Here is a 4,262-nt window from a genome sequence, read left to right on the forward strand (position 1 = left end):
TAAATAAAAGACATAATTAATTAAAATTATAATTTGCTATTAGTATCTTTTTAAAAATATTTACAATTATTTTACTAGGTTATGCAAGAAGTCTAATATTTGCTATCACCTGTTCTTATGACAACACTAGCAATCATATTGTTCTTAGTTACAATTCTAATTCTTTCTCTTTTTGTGCTATTTCTTCAATAAAAATTTACATAATCTCAATTATTAAAAATTATTTTTGAAAAATTATTAACATCATATTCTCTTGTAAATCATTTTCATATATCAAATTGATCTTTATCATTATAAATTTTTTCCTTAATTTTTTTGAAAAAGTGATAAGTTATTACCAGATTCATATTTTATAATTATAATTTCTTCTCAAAAATTTGGTTCAAAAGAAACATAAAATTTACCAGTTTTACTTGAACCAACAAGTTCATTGCCATCATCAACGCCTCTTTTGTTTCTAATTAAATTTTGTAAATTATTTGTTTGTTGATAATTAAGATTATTAGACTTCTTGCATTTTTATTTTATTCTTTATCGCAATACTTACGAGTTTATCAAACATTGCCTAATGGATTACGTGGTTTATTTGGTTTAGCATGGATTATTTTATTTTTTCAGAAAGTTTTAAAAATTAAATCTTAATTATAATGAAATAAGATAAAATAATGGTATAACAGAGAGAAAGGTTTGGATGAAAAAGAAAATTGCAATTTTAGGAGATTCACTAACTTTTGGTTATTTACCGATGGGAACTGGCAAAATGGCAGATGCTGATAATTGACCAGTAAAATTAGAAAATTTATTAACAAAATATTATCAAACAGGAGAAATTGAAATTCAAACTGATACCCAACCAGGACGAACAATTATTAAGCCATTAATTGATTTTGGTTTTCCCCAAGATAATGGAATGGACAATTTATCAGTTTTATATCAAAAAACACATCCAATTGATTTATTCATGATTTTTTTAGGAACAAATGATTATTTTGGTTATGATGCTTATGCAAAATTAAAAGAAATCCCAGATTATCCAATTGAAACAAAAATTGTTGATTCATTAGGGGAATTGATTAATAAAATGAAAGTATTGCATAAAGATAATAAAGAAGAAGTGAATTATCATGTTTTAGTAGTTTGCCCACCAAAAGTATTAACATTGCATGATGGTGAATTGTTGACATCCTTACCAGAAGCTTATCAAAAATATTGTGCAAAATTAAATATTCCTGTTGTTAATTTAAAATTATCAGCAAATCCACATCCCGAAGATCAAAATGAATATGATGGTATTCATTATACACCAATGGAAACAATGCCTGTCGCCCAAACCATTTTTGATGTTATTGTTGCAGAAAATTTATTAAATTTAAATTAATTTTAGTAAAAAGCAATTAGAAAGGAATTAAACATAAATGATTATTGGTGTTTATGGTTATATTGGAGCAGGAAAAACAAGTGCCTGTGAATACTTACAAAATAAATATCATTTCACTTATTTAAATGCGGATAAAATTGCAAAAGAAATTATGCAAGAGCCAACCGTTTTGTTTTTTTTAGAGCAAACTTTTCCGGGAATAGTTATTAATGGTGTTCTTAATCGTGAGCGTTTATGAACAATTATTTTTACTAATCCTCTTGCTAACAATAAGTTGAATAATTATTTATGACCAAAAGTTAATCAACAAATTATTACAATTATTAATAATAATCCAAACCAAAAATTTTTAATTGAAGCAATTGGTTTAAGCACATTAGCACTTTCTTTTACAGCAAAAATATTTATTACTGCTAGTAAAAAGAACATTATTACGCGAATTAATGCTCGTGATCAACAATCATCAGAACAAATAGAACAGTTATTAAAAATTCAAGCAACTTTTTTTAAACAGATAAAACCTGATTATAAAGTAACCACTAACAAATCACTGCCAAAACTGTACCAAGAATTAGATAAGATAACGGAAGACATATTAGGAGATGAACAATAATGCACCGTTTTGTTGCCAATCAATTAGAAAATAATTACTTTATTTTAGCTGAAGATGATGTTAAACAAATTAAACAAGTTTTGCGTTTAAGAGACCAAACACAAATTATTTGCATTTATAATTGTGAACATTATTTAACGATATTAGAAGTACAAGCACCACAAAAGTATTTATTTAAATTAATTAAAAAATTACAGCAAAATCATGAAAGTCCAATTAAAGTACGATTAATTGCAGGTCTAATTCGGAATGCAAAATGAGATTATTTATTACAAAAAGCAACAGAATTAGGAGTTAATGAAATCATTCCCTTTCAGTTTAGTCGTTGTGTGGTACAATTAAAAGGTGAAAATAATTTTAAAAAGATTGAACGTTGAACAAAAATTTGTAAGGAAGCAGCAGAACAATCTTACCGTAATCAAGTACCGTTCGTACATGATGTTGAAAGTGATTTAAAAGTGTTACAACAATATCAAAGTGATGTTAATCTTGTTTGCTATGAAAACGTTGCAGAAACATTATCAATAAAACAGTTTTTACAACAAGATTTTAAAACAATTACAGTTGTAATTGGCCCTGAAGGTGGATTTATTCCACATGAAATTGCGGTTTTATCTTCATATCAATATTACCCCGTTTCATTAGGGCAACGAATTTTACGAGCTGAAACAGCACCAGTTGCACTTTTAGCAATGATTATGTATGAAAAAGAATTATAGGAGAGGGCAAAGATGACAAAAGTAGTATCGATTAAAGCACTAGTTAGTGTTGCAAATATAATATTATATACAGCTTTAGTACTAATTTTTCTAATTTTAGGATTACAAAAATGAGATATTGCAGCAGTAACGGGCTACAAAATTGGCTATGTTTTAATTGGTTTTGCTATTATTATTTTTATTATTTATCATTTAGTTCGTATTCATGAGTTAAAAAAGACACCATTTCAATTATTACGTAAACATATTATTTTTATGCAAATTTTTTATATTGGTCAATATTTGATTTTTGTGATTAGTTTATTTTTTTTAATTTTAGCTAATACAAAATTTTTAAATCCAGCCCAAATTTGTATTTTTTGATATGTATGATTTCCAACAGTCTTTGTTGGTACAATTGCTTGTTCAATCTTGGAATCAATTGTTCGTGTTGAAGAACGAATTTTTATTGTTAAAAAAAATTGACAAGATTCAGAACAATGAGCAAAAGAACAAGAAAAAAATAATACTGTTTTAACAAATGAGCAGCAAGCAAAAAAGAGCAAAAATCCTTTCTTTGATGATGATAAAAATAATAATTAGTTTATAATTAAAAAAGAGAAATTAATAACGGAGGATGAAAAAATGAAAAAAATATTAAGTTTATTAGGAGCAATAATGATTGGGACTACTATTGGATCAAATGTTGTTGCATGTATGCCTCCAAGAAATGTTGGCAACAATAATAATATTGTTGGGGACAAATTAGACTTGAATTCATTTTCTTATGATAAAATTATTGCCAAAAAATTTAGTTTAAAAAAAGATAGTGCAATTGTTAATGATGAAATTAATTTAACTTCAGCAATTACAAAAGGAATTCAAAATTTATCTCCAGTATATTTGCCTTGAGATGAAGTTAATATTACGGTTAACTTTTTAAGTGATAAATTTACTTTTAATCAAGTTTATGTCAAAATGGAAGCAAAACCAGATGCAAAATCAGTAAAAGGTTCAGTAATGTGAGGAAATTTAGAAACAAAATCTTATGTTGATCTTCGTCCAGATTTAAAAAATTGATTATCATTAGCATCACCAACATTAGAAGTTAAAGATCCAAGTGAATTAGATGCTGTTGCTACTAAGACATTAGGTGGCCCAGCCTTTAACCAAAGTAATTTGGATGGTCTTGGCTTACAAGGAACATATCATGAAGACCAAAAACGTTATATAGTTTCAGTTAAAAGTGGTCAAAGTAACTTTTTCCAAACAAGTGAAATTATTTGGTCGTATAAATTATTTAAGGGTCTTAAATTAATATCTTAGAAATTGTGGAATAATAGACTCCCTGCATAACCTAGTTATTTTAAAATTCCTATAAAATATATTTAAAATAGAAATTATAGTAATCTAAAATTATGAAATTTGATAAATTTGATTTTATTAATGATAAAGAATTATTCCGATTAACAAGAATAAAACAAGCCACTTTTAATAAAATGTTAGATATTTTAAAGGTTGCTGAAATAGAAAAATTTAAAAAAGGTGGCAAAGCTAACAAATTATCACTAAA

The 4,262-nt window shown here is 26.2% G+C and carries 6 protein-coding genes; 5 read left to right on the top strand and 1 reads right to left on the bottom strand.

The features are described 5' to 3' along the window. Positions 1-92: 92 nt before the first annotated feature. Complete coding sequence (locus tag EHU54_RS04740; RefSeq protein WP_400249208.1) at positions 93-347, bottom strand: hypothetical protein; 255 nt, start codon at positions 345-347, stop codon at positions 93-95. A gap of 344 nt (positions 348-691) precedes the next feature. On the opposite strand from EHU54_RS04740, the gene EHU54_RS04745 reads away from it, so the two are divergent. Genes EHU54_RS04745 through EHU54_RS04765 form a run of 5 tightly spaced genes read left to right on the top strand, consistent with a single transcriptional unit; the run spans position 692 to position 4,015 of the window. After that, entirely contained in the window at positions 692-1,378 is a 687-nt protein-coding gene (locus tag EHU54_RS04745) for a GDSL-type esterase/lipase family protein (protein ID WP_400249210.1), read from the top strand. A gap of 37 nt (positions 1,379-1,415) precedes the next feature. Beyond that, the gene (coaE, locus tag EHU54_RS04750; RefSeq protein WP_400249211.1) at positions 1,416-1,991 is read left to right on the top strand and encodes a dephospho-CoA kinase; all 576 of its coding nucleotides are present in this window, start codon (positions 1,416-1,418) and stop codon (positions 1,989-1,991) included. Then, positions 1,991-2,710: an RsmE family RNA methyltransferase gene (locus tag EHU54_RS04755; RefSeq protein WP_400249212.1), complete on the top strand. Its 720-nt coding sequence runs from the start codon at positions 1,991-1,993 to the stop codon at positions 2,708-2,710. The genes coaE and EHU54_RS04755 overlap by 1 nt, the downstream gene beginning before the upstream one ends. Before the next feature lie 12 nt (positions 2,711-2,722). Continuing rightward, a complete protein-coding gene (locus EHU54_RS04760) occupies positions 2,723-3,292 on the top strand; it encodes a hypothetical protein (RefSeq protein WP_400249213.1) in 570 nt (189 codons plus the stop codon). A 42-nt stretch (positions 3,293-3,334) separates the two neighbouring features. Continuing rightward, a complete protein-coding gene (locus EHU54_RS04765; protein ID WP_400249214.1) occupies positions 3,335-4,015 on the top strand; it encodes a lipoprotein in 681 nt (226 codons plus the stop codon). The last annotated feature ends 247 nt before the right edge of the window (positions 4,016-4,262 follow it).

Source organism: Spiroplasma sp. ald (genome assembly GCF_044714355.1).
Classification (GTDB): domain Bacteria; phylum Bacillota_I; class Bacilli_A; order Mycoplasmatales; family Mycoplasmataceae; genus Spiroplasma; species Spiroplasma phoeniceum.